At 35.0% G+C, this 20,854-nt stretch carries 26 protein-coding genes; 8 read left to right on the top strand and 18 right to left on the bottom strand.

Features of this window, described 5'->3' with window-relative positions:
• Positions 1 to 8: 8 nt before the first annotated feature.
• From bioF to hemJ, 3 genes are all read right to left on the bottom strand, one after another.
• Positions 9 to 1,127 carry an 8-amino-7-oxononanoate synthase gene (gene bioF, locus BHU68_RS00340; RefSeq protein WP_069470032.1) on the bottom strand — a complete coding sequence of 373 codons (1,119 nt, stop codon included), beginning with the start codon at positions 1,125 to 1,127 and terminating at the stop codon, positions 9 to 11.
• A 325-nt stretch (positions 1,128 to 1,452) separates the two neighbouring features.
• On the bottom strand, positions 1,453 to 2,484 hold the full coding sequence (locus BHU68_RS00335) for an AAA family ATPase (protein ID WP_069470033.1): 1,032 nt from the start codon (positions 2,482 to 2,484) through the stop codon (positions 1,453 to 1,455).
• A 28-nt stretch (positions 2,485 to 2,512) separates the two neighbouring features.
• Positions 2,513 to 2,935 carry a protoporphyrinogen oxidase HemJ gene (gene hemJ, locus BHU68_RS00330; protein ID WP_069470034.1) on the bottom strand — a complete coding sequence of 141 codons (423 nt, stop codon included), beginning with the start codon at positions 2,933 to 2,935 and terminating at the stop codon, positions 2,513 to 2,515.
• A 13-nt stretch (positions 2,936 to 2,948) separates the two neighbouring features.
• On the opposite strand from hemJ, the gene nth reads away from it, so the two are divergent.
• From nth to rnpA, 3 genes are read left to right on the top strand one after another with little or no spacing between them, the layout of a single operon-like run.
• Positions 2,949 to 3,575, top strand: a complete 627-nt coding sequence (gene nth, locus BHU68_RS00325; protein WP_102135606.1) for an endonuclease III — start codon at positions 2,949 to 2,951, stop codon at positions 3,573 to 3,575.
• A 59-nt stretch (positions 3,576 to 3,634) separates the two neighbouring features.
• Positions 3,635 to 3,769, top strand: coding sequence for a 50S ribosomal protein L34 (rpmH, locus tag BHU68_RS00320; protein WP_069470036.1), 135 nt, complete (start codon positions 3,635 to 3,637; stop codon positions 3,767 to 3,769).
• Complete coding sequence (gene rnpA, locus BHU68_RS00315; RefSeq protein ID WP_069470037.1) at positions 3,769 to 4,104, top strand: ribonuclease P protein component; 336 nt, start codon at positions 3,769 to 3,771, stop codon at positions 4,102 to 4,104. Before rpmH ends, rnpA begins: the two co-directional genes overlap by 1 nt.
• On the opposite strand, the gene BHU68_RS00310 is transcribed toward rnpA, so the two are convergent.
• Positions 4,093 to 4,554: an outer membrane lipoprotein gene (locus tag BHU68_RS00310; protein ID WP_069470038.1), complete on the bottom strand. Its 462-nt coding sequence runs from the start codon at positions 4,552 to 4,554 to the stop codon at positions 4,093 to 4,095. The genes rnpA and BHU68_RS00310 overlap by 12 nt on opposite strands.
• A gap of 54 nt (positions 4,555 to 4,608) precedes the next feature.
• On the opposite strand from BHU68_RS00310, the gene BHU68_RS00305 reads away from it, so the two are divergent.
• Complete coding sequence (locus tag BHU68_RS00305; protein WP_069470039.1) at positions 4,609 to 5,160, top strand: CYTH domain-containing protein; 552 nt, start codon at positions 4,609 to 4,611, stop codon at positions 5,158 to 5,160.
• A gap of 187 nt (positions 5,161 to 5,347) precedes the next feature.
• Here BHU68_RS00305 and BHU68_RS00300 read toward each other — a convergent pair whose 3' ends face one another.
• From BHU68_RS00300 to BHU68_RS00270, 8 genes are all read right to left on the bottom strand, one after another.
• Positions 5,348 to 6,811, bottom strand: coding sequence for a DEAD/DEAH box helicase (locus tag BHU68_RS00300; RefSeq protein ID WP_069470040.1), 1,464 nt, complete (start codon positions 6,809 to 6,811; stop codon positions 5,348 to 5,350).
• A gap of 4 nt (positions 6,812 to 6,815) precedes the next feature.
• Complete coding sequence (locus BHU68_RS17030; RefSeq protein WP_171899507.1) at positions 6,816 to 6,989, bottom strand: hypothetical protein; 174 nt, start codon at positions 6,987 to 6,989, stop codon at positions 6,816 to 6,818.
• The gene (locus BHU68_RS00295; RefSeq protein WP_069470041.1) at positions 6,982 to 7,554 is read right to left on the bottom strand and encodes an AAA family ATPase; all 573 of its coding nucleotides are present in this window, start codon (positions 7,552 to 7,554) and stop codon (positions 6,982 to 6,984) included. Before BHU68_RS00295 ends, BHU68_RS17030 begins: the two co-directional genes overlap by 8 nt.
• Before the next feature lie 5 nt (positions 7,555 to 7,559).
• Entirely contained in the window at positions 7,560 to 7,916 is a 357-nt protein-coding gene (locus BHU68_RS00290) for an AAA family ATPase (protein ID WP_069470042.1), read from the bottom strand.
• A 201-nt stretch (positions 7,917 to 8,117) separates the two neighbouring features.
• Positions 8,118 to 8,267, bottom strand: a complete 150-nt coding sequence (locus BHU68_RS00285; RefSeq protein WP_216092667.1) for a type II toxin-antitoxin system HicA family toxin — start codon at positions 8,265 to 8,267, stop codon at positions 8,118 to 8,120.
• 23 nt (positions 8,268 to 8,290) lie between these two features.
• Positions 8,291 to 8,497, bottom strand: a complete 207-nt coding sequence (locus BHU68_RS00280) for a type II toxin-antitoxin system HicB family antitoxin (protein WP_069470044.1) — start codon at positions 8,495 to 8,497, stop codon at positions 8,291 to 8,293.
• Between the two features lie 3 nt (positions 8,498 to 8,500).
• Complete coding sequence (locus BHU68_RS00275) at positions 8,501 to 9,301, bottom strand: Lcl C-terminal domain-containing protein (RefSeq protein ID WP_069470045.1); 801 nt, start codon at positions 9,299 to 9,301, stop codon at positions 8,501 to 8,503.
• An 18-nt stretch (positions 9,302 to 9,319) separates the two neighbouring features.
• On the bottom strand, positions 9,320 to 10,180 hold the full coding sequence (locus tag BHU68_RS00270) for a DUF2279 domain-containing protein (RefSeq protein ID WP_069470046.1): 861 nt from the start codon (positions 10,178 to 10,180) through the stop codon (positions 9,320 to 9,322).
• Positions 10,181 to 10,218: 38 nt separating this feature from the next.
• On the opposite strand from BHU68_RS00270, the gene BHU68_RS00265 reads away from it, so the two are divergent.
• Positions 10,219 to 10,968 carry an HAD-IA family hydrolase gene (locus BHU68_RS00265; RefSeq protein ID WP_069470047.1) on the top strand — a complete coding sequence of 250 codons (750 nt, stop codon included), beginning with the start codon at positions 10,219 to 10,221 and terminating at the stop codon, positions 10,966 to 10,968.
• Between the two features lie 76 nt (positions 10,969 to 11,044).
• Here BHU68_RS00265 and aspS read toward each other — a convergent pair whose 3' ends face one another.
• The 6 genes from aspS to BHU68_RS00235 all read right to left on the bottom strand — a co-directional run bounded on the left by aspS (position 11,045) and on the right by BHU68_RS00235 (position 18,486).
• The gene (gene aspS, locus BHU68_RS00260) at positions 11,045 to 12,784 is read right to left on the bottom strand and encodes an aspartate--tRNA ligase (protein ID WP_069470048.1); all 1,740 of its coding nucleotides are present in this window, start codon (positions 12,782 to 12,784) and stop codon (positions 11,045 to 11,047) included.
• A gap of 18 nt (positions 12,785 to 12,802) precedes the next feature.
• Positions 12,803 to 13,033 carry an FmdB family zinc ribbon protein gene (locus tag BHU68_RS00255; protein ID WP_069470049.1) on the bottom strand — a complete coding sequence of 77 codons (231 nt, stop codon included), beginning with the start codon at positions 13,031 to 13,033 and terminating at the stop codon, positions 12,803 to 12,805.
• A 47-nt stretch (positions 13,034 to 13,080) separates the two neighbouring features.
• Positions 13,081 to 13,626: a hypothetical protein gene (locus BHU68_RS00250; protein WP_069470050.1), complete on the bottom strand. Its 546-nt coding sequence runs from the start codon at positions 13,624 to 13,626 to the stop codon at positions 13,081 to 13,083.
• A gap of 264 nt (positions 13,627 to 13,890) precedes the next feature.
• A complete protein-coding gene (gene pgi, locus BHU68_RS00245; RefSeq protein WP_069470051.1) occupies positions 13,891 to 15,552 on the bottom strand; it encodes a glucose-6-phosphate isomerase in 1,662 nt (553 codons plus the stop codon).
• Positions 15,536 to 16,843: a 4-alpha-glucanotransferase gene (gene malQ, locus BHU68_RS00240; RefSeq protein WP_069470052.1), complete on the bottom strand. Its 1,308-nt coding sequence runs from the start codon at positions 16,841 to 16,843 to the stop codon at positions 15,536 to 15,538. The genes pgi and malQ overlap by 17 nt, the downstream gene beginning before the upstream one ends.
• Complete coding sequence (locus tag BHU68_RS00235; RefSeq protein WP_069472775.1) at positions 16,843 to 18,486, bottom strand: glycoside hydrolase family 57 protein; 1,644 nt, start codon at positions 18,484 to 18,486, stop codon at positions 16,843 to 16,845. The genes malQ and BHU68_RS00235 overlap by 1 nt, the downstream gene beginning before the upstream one ends.
• A gap of 82 nt (positions 18,487 to 18,568) precedes the next feature.
• Between BHU68_RS00235 and aroQ the strand changes: the two genes are divergently transcribed.
• Genes aroQ through accC form a run of 3 tightly spaced genes read left to right on the top strand, consistent with a single transcriptional unit; the run spans position 18,569 to position 20,808 of the window.
• Positions 18,569 to 19,015, top strand: coding sequence for a type II 3-dehydroquinate dehydratase (gene aroQ, locus BHU68_RS00230; RefSeq protein WP_069472776.1), 447 nt, complete (start codon positions 18,569 to 18,571; stop codon positions 19,013 to 19,015).
• Positions 19,015 to 19,452, top strand: a complete 438-nt coding sequence (gene accB, locus BHU68_RS00225) for an acetyl-CoA carboxylase biotin carboxyl carrier protein (protein ID WP_069471854.1) — start codon at positions 19,015 to 19,017, stop codon at positions 19,450 to 19,452. Before aroQ ends, accB begins: the two co-directional genes overlap by 1 nt.
• 12 nt (positions 19,453 to 19,464) lie before the next feature.
• Complete coding sequence (gene accC, locus BHU68_RS00220) at positions 19,465 to 20,808, top strand: acetyl-CoA carboxylase biotin carboxylase subunit (protein ID WP_069471853.1); 1,344 nt, start codon at positions 19,465 to 19,467, stop codon at positions 20,806 to 20,808.
• The last annotated feature ends 46 nt before the right edge of the window (positions 20,809 to 20,854 follow it).

Here is a 20,854-nt window from a genome sequence, read left to right as displayed (position 1 = left end):
AAGTTTGTCTAAATAATCTTTACCAAAGCCGCCAACAATTCATCCACTTGTTTTTTATCATGTAATGCTGAAAAGGTAATTCTTAAACGCGCTGTGCCTTGAGGTACAGTCGGTGGGCGAATCGCTGTTACTATAATACCTTGTTCATATAATGCTTCGCTTGCCGCTGTTGCTGATTTGGAATCTCCTATTATTATACCTTGTATTGGTGTTATTGAATTCATTAATGGTATTTTTAGTTTGGCAGCATTGCTGCGAAAGTATTTAATTAATTCATGTAAATGTTGTCGTCGCCATTGCTCTTGTTTGGCAATTGTTATACTGGTTTTAATTGTTGCTGCTAGGGCTGGCGGTAAGGCTGTGGTATAAATATAACTACGTGCTGATTGGATTAAGGTTTCAATTAATAATTCGCTTCCTGCTACAAAGGCTCCAAATACTCCAAAGGCTTTGCCTAAAGTTCCCATTAATATTGGTACATTTTCAGCGTCTAAATTATACATTTCTAAGCTACCACCTCCATTATTACCAATTACTCCTAAGCCATGAGCGTCATCTACCATTAGCCAAGCTTGATATTTATTAGCAATTTCAACAATATCAGCCAATAAGGCTATATCACCATCCATACTAAAGACTCCATCAGTAATTATTAATTTATGCTTAGCTGATGATTTTGCTAATAATTTGGCTAAATGTGATATATCATTATGTGGATAACGGTGAATTTTTGCTCGTGATAATAAAGCGGCATCAATTAAAGAGGCATGATTCAATTTATCTAAAAAAATAGCATCATGTCTGCCAACCAGACTAGTAATAACTCCTAAATTTGCCATATAACCATTAGAAAAAAGTAAAGCCCTTTTACGGTTAGTGTAAGCTGCTAATGTAGTTTCCAGCTCATGATGAGCCGCTGTATGCCCAGAAATTAAATGAGAACCGCCGCTACCAATTCCATATTTATCAGCGGCTTGTTGCCAAGTGGCTTTTAAACTCGGATGATTGGCTAATCCTAGATAGTCATTATTAGAAAAATTCAGAAAAGTTTTTTCATGAATTTTAGGAGTGCGATATAAATTTGCTTGTTTTTGTTGGTTTAGGATGTTTTTTAGGTATGTTTCCATTTTTGTAATTCTTCAAAAGGATTAAGTAATTGAATACCACATCTGTCAAAATCCTTAGTATTACGTATCACCAATATTAGACGGTATGTATAAATCTTTTAACATATTTACTCAGATTCTTATACATAAATATCTAACTATTTGATTTTAAAGCCCTGAAGGGGCGAAATATTATAGCCTAGGGCAACACCCTAGGTATTATGTCGCCCCTTCAGGGCTTGGTTATATAATATATGTTATCCTAGGGCGTTGCCCTAGGCTATAATATTTCGCCCCTTCAGGGCTATTAAAATAAAATAGTAGATCGGGTTTCCATTAGCTCAGCTCAATCATAAAGCATAATATCACCAATTGCCTGCGCCCATTGTGAAAATTCTGGAACACTAAATAATTTTGACCCTATAGCCCGGTGCATGTCTGATACTAACATTACTCCCATTTCACGAGGATGAAATTGTGTTGCAAAATTTAATATATGTCCATAAACTTCTGGGGTTTCGGCACTAATTGCTCGTCCAACTAGAGCAGCGGCAATTGCATATTGTAGGTCAATTTCTTTGGGGATTTCTACAGTTTCACCTTTTAAAATTGCATCTAAATCAGGCATTTGATCCAAGTTGGAAATAAAAGCATTTAATTCAATTCCCGCCGCTGGACCTACACAGGCTTGTAATGTCCCTAACAACAACTCGGAATTATCAGCAAATTTTTGTATGGCTCTATGAGCAAATTCCCATGAACGCGGTGTTGGAAATGCCACTGGATTGTGAGCTGGATCAAAATCAAATAATAATTCTGGGCGAAATCTTAAAAATCCGATGATTTTTTCATCAATCCCATTTTTATAAGCCCATGCTACCCAGTCATCTAAATAAACTTCCAGTTCAAAATGAGAAAAGCGATTGGCTAACGGGGCAGGCATAGTGTAAGTTACACCACGATCACCTTGTCGATTTCCAGCGGCAATAATTGCCCATCCATCTGGAACTTTATATTCTCCTAAACGACGATCTAATATTAATTGATAAGCAGAAGCTGAGACGCTTGGAGGTGCTGAAGTAATTTCATCTAAAAATAAAATACCATTTTGACCATGACGTTCAGCATTAGGTAATAAGGCAGGAGTTGCCCATTCGACATTTTCACCAACTCGAAATGGAATACCTCGTAAATCACTAGGCTCCATTTGTGATAAGCGAATATCAACCATTGGTGCATTATGTCGTGCAGCAACTTGTGCAATCAGTTGTGATTTACCAACTCCCGGAGGACCCCACAACATAACAGGGGTATGATGTCCAGTACTTGTACTTAAAAATTCACGTTCTAATATTAGATTTAATTGGGATGGGCGCATATTTAGATTCTTAAAAAAATTATGTGATTTAAAATGGTTTAACGATTACCAAAATAATTACTGCAATTAAAATTAATACCGGAAATTCATTAAACCAACGGTAAAATACATGGCTGTGTTTATTGTTATCTTGTTTGAAGTCTTTCATTAGTTTGCCACAGTATATATGATATATTATCAATACTGCTACTAATGTTAATTTTGCATGTAACCATCCTGCTTGCCACCAATAATTTGCCATTCCTAGTAACCAAAATCCTAGTATAATTGTTATTATTGCACTTGGTGTCATTATGCCGTAATATAGCTTACGTTCCATTATTTTAAATCGTTCTTTACTGGTAGTGTCATCGCTCATTGCGTGATATACAAATAAACGCGGTAGGTAAAATAAAGCTGCAAACCATGTAACTATAAAAATAATATGAATGGCTTTAATCCACAAAAACATGTTGTCTCCAATTATGAATAGTAAACAAATTAATAAATTTTTTGCTCGTTTACAGGCACAGAATCCAAACCCTCAAACAGAATTAAATTATTCTAGTAATTTTGAGTTATTGGTATCGGTTATATTGTCTGCTCAAGCTACTGATAAAAGTGTTAATAAGGCTACTATGCCGTTATTTAAAGTGGCTAAGTCTGCTGCTGATTTTTTATCTTTAGGTGAAGATGGTTTACGTGCTTATATTAAAACTATTGGTTTATATAATAATAAAGCGCGTAATATTATTAAGACTTGTGCCATATTAGTTGAAAAATATGATGGTAAGGTGCCAAATCAGCGGGTGCAATTAGAGGCTTTGCCGGGTGTTGGGCGTAAAACTGCTAATGTGATTTTAAATACTGCTTTTGGTGAGGCTACTATTGCGGTTGATACTCATATTTTTAGATTATCTAATAGAAGTGGTTTGGCTGCTGGAAAAAATGTGGTTGAGGTTGAAAAAAATTTATTGGCGAATATTGCGAAAAAATATCAGCAAAATGCGCATCATTGGTTAATTTTGCATGGGCGTTATACTTGTACTGCGCGTAAGCCAAAGTGTGATCAATGTGTAGTTGCTGATTTATGTGAGTATGAAAAGGTTTGACAATTTATATAAAATAACACTATAATGTAAAGTTTTTTGAGTTTATTTAAAGGCAAATCATGAAAAGAACATTCCAACCAAGTACTTTAAAACGTAAGCGTCGTCATGGGTTTCGTAGTCGTATGGCTACTAAAAGTGGCAGACAAATTATTAATGCAAGACGCGCTAAAGGGCGTAAAAAACTAACTGCTTAATGCGATTCACGCGAAAACAACGTTTGTTAAATTCTCAAGAATATAAGTATGTTTTTGAGGATGCTTTGAAGTCTTCTGATAGTTGTCTAACTGTTTTGGCAAGAAAAAATGGGCTGGATTTAGCTCGTTTAGGTTTGGTTATTTCTAAGAAGCGGATTAGAAATTCTGTGGATAGAAATCGAGTGAAACGTTTGGTGCGTGAAAGTTTTCGTAATAACCAGCAATGTTTAGCGGGTTTAGATATTGTTGTGTTAGCTAAATATCGCGCTAATAAGGTTGATAATAGCGTATTGTTACAATCTCTAGCTAAACATTGGCTGTCTTTAAAGCTTTGATACTCTTTTGGTATTATCTACGCGACTACTAAATACATTTACTCGTTCACCGGGTTGAAATGGAACGTCTGCTTGTTGTACAACTACTATTTTTTGACCACTGTCAAGTTTCACTACTATTTTGTAGGCTTTTTTGTCAGTGACTAGTTTTTCGGCTTTATCTCCTAGAAAACCACCTACAACAGCACCAGCAATTGAGGCAATGGCACTACCTTTGCCGCCACCAATTCCACTAGCAGCTATTCCACCAATAGCAGCACCAGCAATTGAGCCAACAGGTGTATCTTCTTTTCTAATTTTTGCTTCTTGTACGCTTTCTACAACGCCTTCTTCTACATCTTCTGCTTGTAAGGCTTGAGCTGATGTATATATTTTAGTGGAACGATCTGGGGCACATGCCCCTAATAACATCGATATTGATATTAAGGTAATAATTGTAAAATTTTTCATGGTATAATCTTTTTTTGTAATAAAAAATAATATTCTAGCATAAAGTTTTATGATATGTCGATTGAAACTGAACTGAAATTAGAGATTGATTCCAAATATATAAAGCAATTTTTAGACCATCCTTTATTAAAATCTACAATTTGTGTTACTCAAGATCTGTATAATATTTATTATGATACTTCTGAGCATGATTTGTTACGGAGTGGTGTGGGTTTGCGTGTACGCCGTATTGGTAATAAGTGGATACAAACTATGAAAACTGCCAATAAAGCTGTAGGTGGTTTACATCAGCGGCAAGAATGGGAAAAGGAAATTAATAGTGAGGTTCCAGAATATGATAAATTTCCAGTTTTACCATTGTTTACTACTAATTTTCAACGTATGAAGTGGGATTTAGTGTTTGATGATGGTAGTGAAATTGAATTGGTGCTTGATCAAGGTGAGGTTAAGGCTAACAATGCAAGTGTTCCTTTGAGTGAAGTAGAATTAGAATTGAAAGCTGGTTCAGTAGAGAAGTTATATGAAGTGGCTGAGATTTTAAAGCAACATGTGCCGCTGTTGGTTAAAAATGATACTAAAGCGGCTATGGGGTATGCTTTACTTTGATTCCAAATTTTTTGTTTTAGCCCTGAAGGGGCGACATAATATAGCCTAGGGCAACGCCCTAGGTTCACGTATATTATCCCAACCAAGCCCTGAAGGGGCGACATAATTTATCCTTATCCTCATTATTTCGCCCCTTCAGGGCTAACATAAAATCACATTCTCACCTAGGGCGTTGCCCTAGGCTATATTATTTCGCCCCTTCAGGGCTTGTTGATGGTTGTCGCCGCTGTGATATTCTTTCATCGGCGGTATTTTTTACTACTACTTCGTATAATATGGCTTGGGTATTACCTTGTTTACGTAATATTCGCCCTAGACGTTGTATGTATTCTCTGTCACTGGCACTGCCTCCTAGTATTATTGCTATTTTTGCTTTCGGTATGTCTATTCCTTCATTTAATACTTTGGTTGTAACTATTGCTTGGTAATTGCCGTTGCGGTAATGGTCTAATATTGCTTTACGTTCTGCCGCTTTGGTTTGGTGGGTTATTACTGGTATTAGGTAGTGTCGTGATATGCGATAGGCAAAGCTGTTATGTGCTGTGAAAATTATAATGTGTTGTTTTTTATGTTCATGTAATAGTTTTTCTAGTATATCTACTTTTGCTTGTGCTTGATATATAATATGTTTCCATTTTAATTCTGCGATTTTGGCACGACGCGCTTCTGCTTGATAGGCACTGCGACGTGTTAGTTCATGCCACCATGAGGAGCCATGAGTTTCTCGTAAACGATGTTCTTGTACGTAGCCAACATAATTTGCGTATGCAGTATCATATTCTGTTTTTTCTTGATCATATAATTCTACTAGAATACGTTGTGTGCGGTATTGTGCTAGTTGTGCGCCTGTTAAATCGTCAATTTTTTTAAAATAAACTATTGTTCCTACTAGTTCATTTAGTAGTGCTACTGGATCTGATGGATTTGCAAGTAGTTGTAATTGTTGATTAGTGTCAGTTTTTGGTTTGGGGGTAAATGGGCGAAAGTTGTTTTTTTGATTTGGATAGGTTGCAGTTAAGCCAAGCCGATATGGTGCGGCACATATTAGGGCTATTTCGTGCCAAGAGGGTGCGGCTAAATGATGGATTTCATCAAAAATCAATAGTTTGAATTGGCTGCCTAATGTTTCGGCATGTGCCCATGCGCTTGGATATGTGGTGACAGTTATTGGTTGTAATTGTTTTTCTAAGCCATACCAAGTGCCGATTGTAATTCCAAAGGCATTTTCTAAACGCGCATACCATTGATGCAATAAGTCAATAGTTGGTACTACGATTAAGGTGCTAACTTCTGTTTCTAATATGGCTTTTAGGGCTAAAACTGTTTTACCAGCTCCAGTTGGTAATACGACGCTACCCCAACATTCAGCGGCTATCCAAGCATCAAGTGCCTCAGTTTGATAGGCATGAGGTACCCAATTTTCTTGTAAAGTTAAGGATAGAGACTCCCAACGCGGAATTTGATTCCAAATTTTTTGCTGATAAAGCCAAGGGCGTATTAGGCGATAATCAACGGCGCGACAACGCCATTTTTTTTGTAACCAGTGAAATTGTTTTGGTGTTTCAACATCTTGCGATAGATTATCAATAACAATGGTTCCACCATGAAAACGAGCGCGAGGGTTTGTTATAGGGGCTAAGTCTATTTGCATTTTTTTAAATCATTTTAGCTGTGATTTTTGTTATTATACTGAAATTATAATTTTTTAGTAAGATAAAACATCTTTGTTTATCATTACTATCATAAATCTCAAATTCATTATCTGAAATAACTTCTAAACATTTATTTTCATTGATTAATTCAAAGGTAGATTCTAGTTTCTTATCCATGCTTAAATTCCCGATAAATCACTAACAGTTGATCAAAATAACCAGCTATATCTTCACTGGCATCATCAATTTCATTATCAGCAATCAAGCCAGTTGATGAGTTTATTATGGAATTTGTAGTTCCTTCATTTACTGAATAGGCTGCTATTTTATCTGGTGCTATCCAACAAGTTTCTGATATTAGTTGTTTTACTTTTAATTTACTAGTTTCTGTAAGGTTTGCTACTTTATATGCAAATAATAAGTTATTAAAAGAACTTAAAATATACGGGCTGTGAGTTGTAATAATAAATCTATTTTTCTTGTGATGGCTATTATATATCCAACTAATTAGTTCTATTAATTTATATTGGGAGTAAGGATATAAATGTGCTTCTGGTTCTTCTAGGGTTATTTCTGTAAGTTCTTGAGAAGATAAAACATCTCTTAATATTAAAATTAAAGGTAATACTTCTTGTTGCCCTGAAGATGCTCTATCTAGTGTAATATATTTATCTGTGTTAAAATAAATTCTATTTTCACCATTAATATATTTGAATTTTCCATTCAAAATGTTTTCAAACATGGTTTCTAATTCTGAATTAAGATGGTTTTATGATCGCGTTTTGGTAACTGATTAAATTCTAATTTATTATTTTTTATAGTTATTTTTTCACCATTATTATAAATATATTCAATTTCCGTATTTGGACTATTTAGTAAGTAAAGTTCTCCAAATAATTTATTAAATATTGATAATAAAGATTTAGAATCAGTATTTGAAAATGGAAAATCTGAAATAATATATTCAAAGAAATGTATTAACTTCGCAATTGTTGATTTACCACTTGCTTGTGGTCCAATAAATATATTTATTTCTTTTAATTCAATATCAATTTGTTTAATTGGACCAAAATTTTTAATTTTTAATCTGTTATTGTTAGTCATATTCTGTATGGATGTATTGTAATTTATTACATTAGGCAATGAACGTGACTACCTTGAGTTTATTCAAAAAAAAAATCCGTTTACGGAATAAACGGATTTTTTACAATTTATTGAATATTCTGAATGTTTACAGATATATAAAATGAGTATATAAACTATCTTCTATATTTAATTTTATCGATCATCTAATGCTTTAAGTTTCTAAATACCTAATTGCCTTTTGATCTTTTTTACCAATATCTCTTTAATTTCTGGATGACGAGGCACTGGAGCTTGTTTACCATTATTTGGATTAATATATATGTCATGTTTACTTCCGTGTCGCTTGAGATAACAACCTGCATTTATCAATTCTCGGATAAAGTTTCCTCGCTTCACACATTAATACTAATATTGGTTATCTGTGAATTGATAGCAGAATCAGCTTCATCACTGCTTATCATCATATAGTAAGCATCTTTGATATTTTCTTGTAATTCTTTAAGGTTTTCACCTTGACTAAAAACACCGGGTACATCTTTCAGATGCCCTATATACCAATCATCTTCTATCCAATATTCCAGACGAAAATCTATTAACATATTTTAATGGTTCCTACGTACAGGCAATATATATTGCTTTGAGCTTTTGTTTTTAACTGATACTAGCCCATTATTTGTTGCAACAGCCAACCCATTGGTTTCATTTAGTGTGAATGGTGATGATACCCAGTATTTTGCTGATTGAATATCTACAAATTGATCGCGCCAATTGCTATGTGTAGAATTTTTATAAACTTGATTGCTCATAATTTGCCATTCATATTTAGTAGGTAATCGCCATTCGCCTGATTGTGACTTGTCTGTTAGCCCACAATCACCATTTTGCAATTTTTGAGTAAATTGTAGTGCTGCTTGCCAATTTTGAGCATCAAAGCAATTTGCAGCTTTTAGCCAAGTTAAGCCTATACGATTATCTGTAATGGTACCATCTCCATTATCAATATAGCGTTGAAATGCTTTGCCAGTGCCTACTATTAATTGCCCAGATACCCAAGCTTTTTTGCCAATTCTTAAATCATCAGCATTAGCATCAACATTACCAGAACTGCTATCAATAACATTAGCATTGCCGCTAATTCCGAAAATTGTAACTCCGTTTTTTATATTGTTTCGATTTAAATCTGAATCAATTTTTTCTAGTTTAGTTTCTTTATAATAACCTTCATAAATAGTACTAGTTCCATCTGAAATTTTTTCTATAGGCATCGAGCCTGTTAGCATACCACCTTTAACAATTGCGGTTTTGCCAATTCTAATGTCATCTGAAGTAGCATCACCTCGAAACAGCAGATAGCCTGTTCCAAAATTTGTAAGAATTAAAACAATAATGATTATCCAAGGCATGAATTTATGTCTCCAATGTTATAAGTTATGTTTAAATAATAATGTCGTACCGGGTACTTGTACATATTCTAATACAGAATTTGTTATTTTTCTTGTAATAGTGTTGGATTTGAGTATTGTATCATTTAATAGTTGTGATAAGTTTACAGATATACCGTAATAAATGTTACGTTCTTTTGCTTGGGTACCTGTACCATCTGTAGGTTGATAACCTCTAGTTCCATATCCAACTGCAAATTCTAAGTAGCGTAAATATTTGTTTTTATTTAATATAGGTATGCCTGTAGCCTTAGTAACTAATAAATAGGTTTGTCCTGAATAATCAGCGACTGGATCGTAATCATTTAAGCGTCTGGCATCGTCAGATGGCCAATATTGGAGTCTAATATCAAATAGTTGATCCAATTTTGGGTATGATTCAAGAAATACGCCAGCTCCAATACCTAATAAATTCATTGCTATATCTTCTGGACTAAAACCATATTCTTGGGTAAAACCATCCATGATTTCAACTCCGATTGATAAAGCGGCTGAAGTTAATCCAGCTAATTGAGCTGATTTGCGATTATCATGTCCAGCCCATTGAAAACCTTTTGTTAATAAACGTGTACTTAGATAAAAGGAAAAGCCATGTCCTAGTTTATCAGCCCCGCCATTTGGACTATCTTCACCAAACCAACCTTCATGTCTAACCCGAAATTGTGAGGAACTATCTCCCCACCAAGAAGCTGCACCATAGGCTGTAGTTGCTAAGGCTAAGCCTGAAATTAGTAAACCGCTGCGATAGGCTTTGACATCCAGTGGCTTAATGATTTCGGCATTGGCTGTAAATGAGATTAAGCTAAATAATAAGGGTATTTTTGAGTATTTATTTTTCATATAATATATAATATCATGTTTAACAAATTATTTATTTAATGACAAAACTGAAAGCTTTAATTTTTGATGTTGACGGAACATTGGCAGAAACAGAACGTGATGCTCATCTTGTAGCCTTTAATGAAACTTTTGCTGCACATGAGTTGGGTTGGGATTGGTCTGTGAAACTTTATGGAGATTTGCTAGCAGTTACTGGTGGTAAAGAGCGTATGAAGTTTTATGCAAAACAATACCATCCATCTGATCCACCACTTACTGATCAGTATATCGCTGAATTACATAAAGAAAAAACAGCGCGTTATCAAGAGATAATAATAAAGAATCCAATTCCATTACGCCCGGGTGTACGCCGTATAATAGAAGAAGCTCGCGCTGAAGGAATACGTTTAGCGATTTCTACTACAACTAGCCCCAAAAATGTTTCTAGTTTATTAGAAAATAGTCTGGCACCTGATGCAATGTCATGGTTTGAAGTGGTAGCGGCAGGTGATATTGTCGAAGCAAAAAAACCGGCTTCTGATATTTATGATTATGCACTAAAAGAATTAAAACTGAAACCAGAAGAATGCCTTGCATTTGAAGATTCTGGTAATGGTATTCGTTCTGCATTAGGTGCAAATATACCGACTATTATAACTATTAATGATTATACAGCTCATGAAGATTTTACAGGTGCAAAATTAGTCTTAAATAATTTAGGTGAACCAGATCAAGCTTTTACAGTATTGGCTGGGGATGCTGGAGATGCTAAATATGTTGATATGGCTATGTTGCATAAAATGATATAAATAAGAAAGAGAAGTCTGCTAGTTACAAGCTAAAAGACCTGACAGGTTTTTAAAACCTGTCAGGTCTAAAACCACATTATTGTCGTAAACGAATATGCAATTCACGTAATTGTTCTTGACTGACAGCGGATGGTGCTGATGTCAATAAACAACTAGCTGTTTGCGTTTTCGGAAATGCTATTACGTCACGAATTGAATCGGCTCCTGCCATTAACATCACTAAACGATCTAATCCAAATGCTAAACCACCATGTGGTGGGCAACCATAATTTAGAGCGTCTAATAAAAAGCCAAATTTTTCTTGGGCTTCTTGTTCTTCAATACCTAATACACGAAAAACTGCCGCTTGCATTTCTGGATCATGAATACGAATTGAGCCACCGCCAATTTCTGATCCATTTAAGATCATATCATAAGCTCTTGATAAACATGCGCCCGGTTGTGTTTCTATATCATCAACATCTGGTGCGGTGAATGGATGGTGTAAAGATGTCCAATTTTTACCATCCTTTTCAAACATCGGAAAGTCAACTACCCATAGCGGTTTCCATCCCGCTTCGACTAGTTCCATGTCTTCTGCAACTTTTACACGTAAAGCACCCAAAGCTTCATTGACAACTTTAGCTTTATCTGCGCCAAAGAAAATTAGGCTACCAGTTTCAGCTTTAGTACGTTCTAAAATTTCTTTTATTGCTTCTTCGGGTAAGAATTTTAAAATCGGTGATTGCAGCCCATCTTGATTAACTTTAATATAGGCTAAACCTTTAGCACCATAAATACCAACGAATTTAGTATATTCGTCAATTTTTTTACGTGATAGACTATTGCCATTAGGAATACATAATGCAGCAACCCGCCCTTCTGAATCTTGAGCTGGTTTAGCAAATACCTTAAATTCTACATCAGTCAGTAAGTCACCAACATCAACTAATTCTAAAGGCACACGTAAATCTGGCTTATCGCTTCCATAACGACGCATAGCTTCTTCATAAGTCATGCTTGGAAATGGATCGGGCAATTCTTGATTTAAAATTTCTTTAAATAATTGTCGTATCATTGATTCCATCAATTGTTTGATGGCTGTTTCATCAATAAACGACATCTCAATATCTAATTGAGTAAATTCTGGTTGCCTATCTGCTCGTAAATCTTCATCACGGAAACAGCGTACTATTTGATAATAGCGTTCCATGCCAGACATCATCAATAATTGTTTAAACAATTGTGGTGATTGTGGTAAGGCAAAAAATTGTCCGTCATGTGTGCGACTAGGTACTAAATAATCGCGTGCGCCTTCAGGTGTAGCCTTAGTCAGCATCGGCGTTTCTATTTCTAAAAAGCCGTCTTGATCTAAGAAATTACGTAAAAAACTATTGACTTTAGCGCGTAATTGCAATCGTTGTTGCATCTTAGGGCGACGTAAATCAATATACCTATGACGTAAGCGAATTTCTTCACTTACATTCATATGTTCTTCATCTAACTGAAAAGGCGGAGTGTCAGCACTATTAAAGATTTCAACTTTTTGAGTTAAAACCTCTACTTTACCACTAGATAAGTTTGAATTTTCAGTACCTTCAGGGCGATAACGTACAATTCCAGTGATTCGTAAAACGTATTCACTACGTACTTTTTCAGCCATAGCGAAGGCATCAGCAGTTTCTGGATCAAATACAACTTGAACCAAACCTTCACGATCACGTAGATCAATAAAAATTAATCCACCATGATCGCGACGACGATGTACCCAACCGCATAAAAAAACTTGTTGATCTAATAAAGATTCATTAATTTGTCCACAGTAGTGGCTACGCATGATATTCCTTAAGCTGACTTAACTAGGGCAAGAACCACCGCTACAAGGAGCAGGGTTGGATTTAGGAGGGTTTTTAAAATCAGTTTCATACCAACCAGTACCTTTCAATTGAAAGCCACCAGCAGATATTTGTTTTTTTAAAGTGTTTTTGTGACAACTTGGACATTCTTCCACAGCGTCATCACTCATTTTTTGTATAATTTCCAACTCATGACCACATGAGTTGCAAGCGTATTCATAAATAGGCATGATTAAATCTCATTTTTTAAAAAGACGGAATAAATCCCGCCTTATTCTTATTTTTTTGGCTCTGATACTTCCACAATAACTTGATTATTCGCCATAGATGGTCTATAGTACATCTTAACAGTTTGTGTATAAGGATAGATCATCCGTGCAATAGTTTGGGCGCGTATCTTTGCCATTTGGGGATATGGTACATTCTTTTCAGATAGTGCTACACCAAAAAATATTTTTGCAGAATAAGAAGGATTAACATCCAAATTAGCTAATAAATTTTCTAGTTTCACGGTTTCAGTATTATCTAATTCTATTTTAACTGGTTGAAATTGTAGAACTAAATGTTTTTTAGAATCATTTCCCATTTTAATTTTAGAATTAACACTAAAAGAATCATTTTTAATTGAGTTATGAGCTACAACCTCAATTTGTTGAACAATTCTTAGAGTGTTATGGATTACTTGCACTTGCTTATTAAAAGCAGGCATTTCTGTTTCTACTGTTTTATTTAGATCTAATTGATTAATACCCCATATTAATAAGGCTACATTAAATACTATTAAAGTAAATAAAACAAATATTTTAATTATTGCTTTAAACATAATAACAAATCTTTCATTTTTTTATAAAAATAGTTATTTTCAATTTTGCTACCATTAAAAATAATCTATCTGAACATTAATACGAAAGACAACAACAATCGCATTACTTTGTGATCCCCTTAATGATAAAACGCTTATTTTTCAGCGTTTTATTAATTATAATTATTATAATATCTAAGGATTTAATTTATGTCTTTTATTGTGACTGATAACTGTATTGATTGTACACTATGCGTACCTGAATGTGCCGCCAACGCTTTTTACTTAGCTTAAAGAACCCTTAAATATATATTTCAATAAACCTATCGTCGATGAATCAACTCCAAGATTAATATTTGTATCCCTTTGGCTGCTGAGAGCGGGTAATAGCATATTTGCTACCTGCTTACCTAGTTCAACTCCCCATTGGTCAAAAGGGTTTAGATTCCAGCATACACTTTCTACAAAAACTTTATGTTCATATAGAGCAATAAGTTTTCCTAATATTGATGGTGTGAGTTTTTGGTAAACTAAGCTATTACTTGGTTGATCACCCATAAAAACTCTATGTGGAACTTGGTTGATCAACTGCTCTAAATTTTTATCCTCCTGTTTTAATATCTGAAGTTGTGTTTGATTCGCTGATCTACCCATCATTAAGGCATGAGTTTGTGCTAATGCATTAGATAATACTGCATCTTGATGTCCATTTAAATCGTTTTGACTATCAATTGCAATGATAAAATCTGCTGGTATTAGTTGAGTACCCTGATGTAAAAGTTGATAAAAGGCATGTTGACCATTATTACCCGCTGATCCCCAAATAATTGGACAAGTTGGATAATCAATATTTTTTCCTTCACGAGTTACTCGTTTACCCAAACTTTCCATTGCTAATTGTTGTAAATAAGCTGGAAATAGCTCTAAACTATAATCATATGGTAATATTGCTTGGGTTTTAACACCAAAAAAACTACTATACCATACTTCTAGCAGGGCTAATAATACAGGCAAATTATTTGCCAATTCGGTATTTTTAAAGTGTTGATCTAACTTATGTGCGCCATCCAATAGTTCCTCAAACTTATCCATACCTATCATCACTGCAATAGGCAAACCAATTGCAGACCATAAAGAATAACGTCCACCAACCCAATCCCAAAATTCAAACATATTGATTGGATCAATGCCAAATTCTATCACTTTTTGCTTGGCGGTACTAATAGCAACGAAATGTTTAGCTACTGCTTGTTGATCGCCTAAATGCTTGATTAACCAACGTCTCGCACTATGTGCATTGAGTAAGGTTTCTTGAGTGGTAAAAGTCTTTGATGCAATTATAAATAAAGTAGTTTCTGGATCAAGTGTTGCTAAAGTATTGTTTAGGTGAGTTGCATCTACATTAGAGACAAAATAAGCCTTTAAGCGAGGGTGATGATAGCTTTTTAAGGCTTTTGTCACCATTGCTGGACCCAAATCTGAGCCTCCAATGCCTATATTAACAATAGATTCAATAGGTTTACCAGTATAACCACGCCATTCTCTATTTCTTACCTTGTCAGTAAACTGTTGCATTTTTACCAATACCTTATTAATATCAGGCATAATATCTTTGCCATCTACTTTAATAGGTGTATTACTTCGATTACGAAGCGCAGTATGTAAAGCGGCGCGTTGTTCGGTATTATTAACTTTTGCTCCTGAAAATAGACGATTAATCGCTTCTTCTAATTGAACTTTTTTTGCTAGTTTTAGTAATAAATTTACTGTTTCATCAGTAATGTAATTTTTTGAGTAATCTAATAAAAAACCTTCTGTTTCAATAGAGAACTTCTCAAAGCGTTTAGGATCAAGGGCGAATAAATCACGTAGGTGCTGTTGCGCAATATATTGCTGATGCGTTTTTAATTTTGCCCAAATTGGTGTGTGACTAATTAGAGTGTTCATATGAAAGATCTCGTAATTTATTATTTATTTCTGGTGATAATTGTGACCAATTAAAACGCCAATTCCAATTGCCTGTAGCGATACCCGGGGTATTCATACGATGATTAGCGTCTAGTGATAGTATGTCTTGCATTGGAATAATCGCCCAATTGGCTTTTGATTTAAAAGCTGCTTCAATTAAAGCCCAAGGCATTTTGTCTGGTGTGGTATTTAAGTATTCACAAATATACTGTTGATTTGCTTGTTCTTGAAACCAGCCTAAAGTGGTGTTGTTATCATGCGTGCCGGTATAAACTACGCATTTTTCAATATGATTATGCGGTAAATACGGATTATCTGGATTGCCATCAAAAGCAAATTGTAGGATTTTCATTCCGGGTAAGGCGAATTGATCACGTAAAGCTTTTACTTCGTCTGTTATAATTCCTAAGTCTTCTGCGACTAGTGGTAATTTAATGTTGCTTTGTTCTAAACTTTTAAATAAAGCTGCTCCGGGTGCTTTTATCCATTCACCATCTATAGCGGTTTTACTAGCGGCTGGTATTGTCCAACAAGCTTCAAAACCACGAAAATGATCAATTCGCGCTACATCATATAGTATTGAGGCGGTTTTTAAACGCTGTTTCCACCAACTAAAATCATTACTTTGCATATAATGCCAATCATATAGTGGATTACCCCAGCGTTGCCCAGTGGCAGAGAAGTAATCTGGCGGAACTCCAGCAACAACGGTGGGTTGCCCTTGTACATCTAGTAAAAAATTTTCGCGATTTGCCCATACATCAACACTATCTTGAGCTACAAAAATTGGAATATCGCCAAATATTAAGATACCACGTTGATTAGCATATTGTTTTAGTTGTTGCCATTGACTAAAGAATAGAAATTGTTCCAAACGATGGTGTTGAATTTGTTCTGCTAAATTTTGTCGTGCATTCTGTAATGCTTGTTGTTGGCGATCACGTAAGGCAGGTTCCCATTGCCACCAGCCAGTTTGCAATTTTTTATGTAAAGCAGCAAATAGTGCATAGTCTTCTAACCAATATTGTTGTGTTTCTATAAATTGCTCAAAAGCAACTTTATTGACTTTGCTAGTTAAATTAATTAACGCAGGATTAGCTGCATGTACTGATTGACAATTATAAGGTGATAAATCATGATGCGGTGGTCCTAATGGCAGGATTTGCCAAATCGATATACCGCTATCTGCTAGAAAATCTATAAACCTATATGTATCTTTAATTTCTGGTAAAGAAGTTGGATGTAATAAAATACCAGTGCGACGTTTCATTATATATTCTCCTGACCCTTGCGCATTGTACCACCAGCCGCTGGATCACCACCACCATGAGTAAATTCTTGATTTAAATAATCAGGAGGCGATTCAGCTAGAAGTTGATATAAATGTAGTAAATGCGAACGGTATAATTTATCAAAATCTGCTACTGTCGATGTAGAATTATAATCTCCAAACCACCAACACCAATCAGAGCCTTCACAAATAGCTAATTGACGGGATGCTGCTGCTTGTTGTGCAGCATCTAAACAGGGATGAACTCGATCAAACACATGTTTTGCATCTATTAACATTTGCCAACCGCGATTTTTATCTTTACTGCCTATCCATGTAGTAAAGTTACCATAAACCCAGCTTCCTGCAACCAAAGAAGGTAAAGTAATTCTCTCGTTATTTAAGCATTCTGAGAATGTTGTAAGTTCTAAATCAGGATGTTCAGATAGTTGTTTATATAAAGCACTGAGAAAATAATAAGCATTTTTAGGATAATATTCCCACGCATTTTCACCATCAAGAATTATAGAAACTACTTCTGCATCTGTTTTAGCAATATTTTCTAAATTTTGTACAAAGTTATTAACAGCATCATCACCATGCCATTTAGCAAATTCAAAACCAATATCATCGGATAATTTGTCATCTCTAAAGAAGCAAGCCACAGAATTATTTATTAATGAATAAGGGCGATGTATTGAAGCTTCATTCAAACTATTATGTAGTACAGTTTCGCCAGTAGCTAACCAAGAAATATTAAATTCATCCATTAATCGTATAGTTGCATTGCTAATACTGCCTTCAGAAGGCCAACAGCCATGCGGCTTAAAGCCAAAATAGTGTTCAAAAACTTTAATGCCTTCACGTATATGCCAACGTATTCTATCTTTACCATCTGGATAGCAACTAATACCTGATAGATCAATCTCTGGTAAAGCTTCACGAGCTGAAAACATATTTAGCATTAAAGGCATAATAGGATGAGCATAAGGAGTAAAAGATAATTCTACTTTTCCTGCCTCAGCTAAAGCTTTATAACGAGGTATAATTCCACTCAATAATTCGCCTATGATTTCTAATAATTGTCGTCGATCAGCATCAGTGAACGCTTCACCTTTTTCTATTAGAGCTTGAACCCTCTGATCATTAAGACGTACAGTTTCACCTAACCATCCTAAGTGATACCACATTAATAAGTCAATAAAATATTGATCATGGATATAGTCTATTAATTTAGGTGTGGTAGTGATAGAATGTGCTAATTCGACTAATTCTTTAAAAGGTGCGAAGCGTTCAGTAACATGTTCTTTATTAATACGCAGACATTGTTGAATTAGATTTAATCGCCCTGTTGTGAAATTATTATCATTTAATGCTGCTAGTAATGGATCGCGGATTGGAGTGGCATCGTGTAAAAATGCTTGAACTTGTTGAACATAATCATCCAATTGTTCCAATAAAGTGGGTGTAAAATTCACAACTGCACGAGCTTCAGGTATTGCTTCTAAATGTGCAGCCATATCTACATAATCTTTGATGCCATGTAAATAAGTCCAAGGTAATTGGTATTGTTGAGTGCTACCATCGTAATAAATAGGTTGGTGCATATGCCAACATAGTACAACTTTTAGTTTTTTGTGCATTTTATTATTTATGTATTGAGTTATTATTTTTTTACCACAATGTCATTGATATTTACATATACTTGCTTTAATATTATCATAAATGTATAACATACTCGTGTTACACGGGCCGAATTTGAATTTGTTGGGTGAACGTGAACCAAGTCACTATGGTCAAATGAGCTTAGATGCAATTAATCAACAATTAATTGCACAAGCGGCTGATCATAATTTAATCACCTTTCAAAGCAATGCCGAATATAAATTATTAGAACAAATACATACGGCACGTCATAACAATATAAATTTTATTATTATTAATCCCGCAGCTTTTACGCATACAAGTATCGCTTTGCGTGATGCCTTATTGGCAATCAATATCCCATTTATTGAGGTACATTTATCTAATGTACATGCTCGTGAGCCTTTTCGACATCATTCTTATTTTTCAGATATTGCCGTAGGTGTCATTAGTGGATTGGGAGCACAAGGATATACTTTAGCTTTAAAAGCTGCATTATCTATTTTATCGGATTCAAGGAGTATTTAGTGGACATAAATCATATTAAACAGCTTATAGAATTAGTTGAGGCTTCAGAAATATCTGAAATCGAAATTAATGAGGGTGAAGATTCTATACGTATCAGCCGTTATTCAAATGTGGTTGCACCAGTTGCACCCGTTGCACCCGTTGCAGCCCCAGTTCAACAAGAAGTAAGCATTCCAGCACCACCTAAGTCAAATGAATTAACTGGACATATTATTAAGTCTCCAATGGTAGGTACTTTTTATGAGGCTGCTTCTCCTACCAGTAAGCCTTTTGTTAAAGAAGGGCAAACTGTTAAGGAAGGTGAGACTTTATGTATTATTGAGGCAATGAAAATACTTAATCAAATCACTGCTGATAAATCTGGTGTTGTTACTAAGATTTTAGTAGATAACGGTGCCCCTGTTGAATATGATGAAAATTTATTTGTGATTGAATAGGGTGAAAAGGTCATGTTATCTAAAGTCGTTATAGCAAATCGCGGAGAAATTGCTTTAAGAATTTTAAGAGCTTGCAGGGAAATGGGGATTCAAACAGTTGCAGTACATTCAGCCGCTGATCGTGATTTGAAACATGTACGATTAGCAGATGAATCTGTTTGTATTGGTCCAAATCCCTCTGCTGAAAGTTATTTAAATATTCCTGCTGTTATTAGTGCCGCTGAAGTTACAGATGCGGTTGCTATTCATCCGGGTTATGGTTTTTTATCAGAAAATGCTGATTTTGCGGAACAAGTTGAAAAAAGTGGATTTATTTTTATTGGTCCAAAATCTGAAACCATTCGTTTAATGGGTGATAAGGTATCAGCAATTGCCGCTATGAAAAAAGCTGGTGTGCCTTGTGTTCCGGGATCAGATGGAATTCTTGGTGAAGATGGTAATCTTAATCTTAAATTAGCACGTGAAATTGGTTATCCAGTTATTATTAAAGCTTCTGGTGGTGGCGGTGGGCGTGGTATGCGAGTAGTGCGTAGTGAGGCTGCATTACTTAATGCTATTACTTTAACTAAAAGTGAAGCCGCTGCTGCTTTTAGTAATGATGAAGTTTATATGGAAAAATATCTGGAAAATCCACGTCATATAGAATTTCAGGTATTAGCAGATAAGCATGGTAATGCAATTCATTTAGGTGAACGCGATTGTTCAATGCAGCGTCGTCATCAAAAAGTTATAGAAGAAGCTCCAGCCCCGGGTTTAAGTGAAGAAATACGTAATAAAATTGGCGAACGCTGCGCCCAAGCTTGTCGAGATATTGGTTATCATGGAGCTGGTACTTTTGAATTTTTGTATGAAAATGGAGAATTTTATTTCATTGAAATGAATACTCGTCTTCAGGTTGAACATACTGTTACTGAAGAGATTACAGGAATTGATATTGTATGTGAACAATTACGTATTGCTGATAATGAGGCTTTATCTTATAAGCAAGAAGATATTGAGATAAAGGGTCATGCTATAGAATGTCGTTTAAATGCAGAAAACCCTGATAATTTTATGCCATCCCCGGGTTTAATTGAACTTTATCATGCTGCTGGTGGACCGGGTGTACGTTTAGATACCCATATTTATAATGGGTATAAAGTACCACCTTATTATGATTCGATGATAGGAAAATTAATAACACATAGTGACAGTCGTGAATCTGCGATGGCACGCATGAGAATTGCATTAAGTGAAATAATTATTGATGGGATTAAAACCAATATACCATTACACCAAAGATTATTAAATGATTCAGGATTTCAGGCTGGTGGAATTAATATTCATTACTTAGAGAATAAATTAGGGATGAATTAATATTAAAGTTTAGACCTGACAGGTTTTCATAGTTTTCGTAGGGTGG

Origin of the sequence: Candidatus Marithrix sp. Canyon 246 (genome assembly GCF_001723685.1) — a bacterium.
Lineage (GTDB): Bacteria > Pseudomonadota > Gammaproteobacteria > Beggiatoales > Beggiatoaceae > Marithrix.
The sequence above is the reverse complement of the archived record's forward strand: the minus strand, read 5'-3'. Positions and strand labels throughout refer to the sequence as shown.